This is a genomic window from Glutamicibacter sp. AGC84 (assembly GCF_053543575.1).
This window is the reverse complement of sequence record NZ_JBLVOC010000005.1, coordinates 303,954-307,371: the sequence shown is the minus strand read 5'-3', so window position 1 is coordinate 307,371 and position 3,418 is coordinate 303,954. Positions and strand designations below refer to the sequence as shown.

Annotated in this window: 5 protein-coding genes; 2 read left to right on the top strand and 3 right to left on the bottom strand. The window is 61.5% G+C overall.

Annotated elements, in window-relative coordinates:
• Positions 1–29 precede the first annotated feature (29 nt).
• Together ACNPN0_RS03265 and ACNPN0_RS03260 are read right to left on the bottom strand one after the other, a co-directional pair.
• Positions 30–863, bottom strand: coding sequence for a hypothetical protein (locus tag ACNPN0_RS03265; protein WP_448937660.1), 834 nt, complete (start codon positions 861–863; stop codon positions 30–32).
• 180 nt (positions 864–1,043) lie between these two features.
• Positions 1,044–1,664 carry a GNAT family N-acetyltransferase gene (locus tag ACNPN0_RS03260; RefSeq protein ID WP_105657594.1) on the bottom strand — a complete coding sequence of 207 codons (621 nt, stop codon included), beginning with the start codon at positions 1,662–1,664 and terminating at the stop codon, positions 1,044–1,046.
• An 85-nt stretch (positions 1,665–1,749) separates the two neighbouring features.
• On the opposite strand from ACNPN0_RS03260, the gene ACNPN0_RS03255 reads away from it, so the two are divergent.
• Entirely contained in the window at positions 1,750–2,364 is a 615-nt protein-coding gene (locus ACNPN0_RS03255; RefSeq protein WP_105657595.1) for a 5-formyltetrahydrofolate cyclo-ligase, read from the top strand.
• Positions 2,365–2,425: 61 nt separating this feature from the next.
• A complete protein-coding gene (gene cpaB, locus ACNPN0_RS03250; protein WP_448937659.1) occupies positions 2,426–3,136 on the top strand; it encodes a Flp pilus assembly protein CpaB in 711 nt (236 codons plus the stop codon).
• Positions 3,137–3,140: 4 nt separating this feature from the next.
• On the opposite strand, the gene ACNPN0_RS03245 is transcribed toward cpaB, so the two are convergent.
• Positions 3,141–3,418 (bottom strand): hypothetical protein (locus ACNPN0_RS03245; RefSeq protein ID WP_448937658.1); only part of this gene is annotated, 278 nt, incomplete at its 5' end.

The following is a 3,418-nucleotide window of genomic DNA, read 5'->3' as shown; positions in this document are numbered from 1 at the left end:
GGGGCCACAAGTCTTTGTGCTTGGAATGCTTATGCGCGGCGGCGCTGCATGACCGCGTCCAGGTTCAGGCGAGGCTTGGTACCCGCGGCAGCCACGGGTGCGGCTTCCGGTGCGGGGGATGGCGCTGCAACGGTTTCCGTGACAGCTGGTGCGCTCTCGGTACGCTTGGCAACTACCGAAGCGACCTCTGCGCGCTCTTCGGCCGAAACTTCGATGGCCAGGCGCTTTGCATCTTCCGATGCCTTCAGGCTGATCTGTTTGCTCGGACGCAGCGGTTCTTCCACCGGCAGTGCTGCCTTGTGGGTCCGCTTGGCACCCTGTTCAGCTGCCAGCTCCGCGGTCTTGGCGATGCGCTCGCTGGCTTCCACGTAAGTTGGCTTGGGCACATGCGTTGGTTCCCAAGTACCTGGCTGCTTTACACCGCCATAGCCGTGGGCCACTCGCAGCGCTTCGGCGCGCAGCTCTTCAGCGGTAATCGCTGGAGCGCGGCGGGACGAACCCGGGCGAGCGTCGAAGACCTCGTCATCATCATGCTTGCGCGAGATGACCTGGTTAGCCGCGTCGTCAAAAGCGGGAGTCCGCAGCGCCTGCTGCCGGGTGGCTTCGAGGTGCTCGAGCAGCTTGCGATTGCGGTCGCGGACAGCCAGCCCGCGCAGGGTGGCGAAGGATGCTACAGCAATCAGCGCGAACAGGCCTACGGTGCCGAAGGTCAGAGCAGTGAAAGGAGCCAGAATGAGACCGAAGACGGTCGCGAGGACAGCCAAGGCACCGACGAGCGCGACGGACAACCGGCCATAGCGCACACGAATCTTGAGTTTGGTCGCAGCACTTTCCTGCGAAGCGCTCTGTGACGTGCCAGCCATGTGGGTCCTCCATCACCGATTGAGTCGGTCAAATCCTCGTGGAACTAAATATGGTTCCTTCGAATCAACACTATGCAACCTTGGGTGCGCGCTCATGCACATCCCTTGGCGTGTCTGCATGTTTTCAATGCAGTTCTCTCATATCAGAGCTCGATTGAACGAAATAGCACGAAATCCGCCTCAGTATTCGTAGATGCGTTCGAGCAGCGTCGTTTCCACCTCTTCACGGGTCAACGCAAAGGTGCGGTGATCCCGCCACTGCCCATCGATGTGCAGATAGCCTTTGCGCAGCCCTTCATCGCGGAACCCGAGCTTGTCCACCACCCGCAGGCTGGCCGAATTCTCCGGACGGATGTTGATTTCCAGGCGGTGCAGCTGCAGTTGCTCGAAGCAATGGTCTATGACCAAGGCGCAGGCTTCGGGCATCAGGCCGAAGCCGGCATGGTTGCGATCCAGCCAGTAGCCGATGGACGCTGTGCGCGCGGCACCATATTGCACCGACGCCACGGAAACCTGCCCGATCAATGGCGGGCGCCCCTTGTGCAGCTGGGGAAGAGCCAAGGCCCAGGTGAATCCGCTGCCGTCAACTGCTGATTCATCCTTGGCCCTGAGCATCTCGCGAAAAGTCATGGCTTCTGGCGGGCCCAAGGGACTGGTGGGATCCCATGGCTTGAGCCATTTGGAATTGGCGTAGCGCAGATTGATCCACTCGGCTTCGTCACTGGCAGTCAGTTGGCGCAACAACAGCCGTTCCGAGGCCAGATCCGGAACCAGGCGCTTTGCTCGACGAGAGAAGAACATGTGCACATCGTATTACTTCGTCATGCTTGCAGCTGGCAACAGCGCTAACAGGCAGCGTTTCGTTTCTTGCACGTAAGCTGTAGGCATGAATCCCACCGCTGATCTGAATTCTGGCGCCGGCAAGAAGGCCGCGCGTGCCGCAGTGCGCACTTGGCGCAGGGCACTCGATCCGAGCAAGCGTGAGCAGTTCGGACTGGATCTGGCGCACACGGTGATTGGCTATCTGAGCCAGAGCACCGGTGTCGTCCAGAAGGTCGCGGCCTATTGCTCGGGTCCGGATGAACCGTCCACCGAGGCGCTCTTGGATGCTTTGGCCAAGGAAGGCATTGAAGTCTACCTGCCGGTGTGCGAACCGGAGTACGCGCTCTCGTGGGTTGAGTACTCCCCCGGCATGGAATTCCAGCCAAGTACCTTGGCCCCGGTGATGGAGCCGGTGGGCAAGCGGATGGGCACAGAGCTCTTTGACGAGATCAATACGCTGATCATGCCTGCGCTGTCCATCGATTCGAACGGGCTGCGTTTAGGCCAAGGCGGTGGCTACTACGATCGCTTCCTGCCCTTGATCGACGATGCGCCGGTCCGTGTGGCGGCCGTGGTTTATGAGCACGAGTATGTTCCGGCCGGTTCCTTCCAGATCGATGAGCATGACCAACCCGTGGACTTGGTGTTCACTCCGCAGCAGGTGCATCAAATCATCTGATTTACCCACAGCTCGCGGGCAGCTCGCAGTGGGCCGCTGGACCTGAAGGTTGCATGGGGTTATGAGCTTCTTCTCCAGACCGCATGCTGCCTCCCGGCCCCCGGTGATTCCCAAGCCGAAGATCCGTCCCGTGCGCAACCGCAATGAGTTGTTGCGCCGCTACCGGAAGCCTTTGGCCATCGCCTGCGCGCTGCTAGCCTTGGCGGGCGTGCTCAATGTGTTTTCCTCCGGGCAATTAGCGCAGCGCGAGGTCGTGGTGGCGCTGAGCGACATTCCTGCCGGGTCCCGCATATCCGCCAACCAGCTGACGGTGCAAACGGTGCGGCTTGCCCCGGAAGATGCCGAAGTCTTTGAAAGCATCGATGCCATCTCGGGGCAACGGGCAGCCGTGGCACTGACTGCCGGAACGGTGCTGCGCAACTATTCCTTGGTGGGGCCGCAACTTTTGACCGGTTCGCCGGAAGGCACCGTGGCCGTTCCCTTGCGCTTGAGCGATCCTGCCACCGTGACGCTGCTCCATCCAGGGCAACTGGTGGATATCATATTGACCACCGGAGATGGCTTTGAAAAGGACATCAGCTCGCAGACCATCGCCAAGGCGGTGCCGGTGCTCTGGGTTCCGGATAATGCCAGCAGCTCCGAATTCGGCATGCTCAGCGGCGCGGCTCCGACCGGTGAAGGAATTGTGGTGGTCGCGGCTGCCAGCAGCCTCTCGGATGATCTGGCCGGGGCAGTATCGCGCGGCAAGGTTTCAGCCGTCTTGGTGAATTAGGAGATCAGCCCCAGTGCGGCGGCTTCTCGCGCTTCATCATTTCAGCCAGGTCTTCCTTGGCGTCGCCCCAGTTTCTCGGGTCCTGGTCTTTGGCCAGCAACTCGGACAGCGGATCGGCGGCCGGCTGCTTGGCGCGGGACGCCGTCGCCGCAGCAGAAGTCTCGGCGGGCTGGTGGCCGGCTAACGCCCGGTTCACGGAGTCTGAATGCGGCACTGGCGCGTAGCTGCCGGTGAGTTCAACGCGAGCAGTCAGATGCTGCGGGGGTGCGACAACGCGGGGGG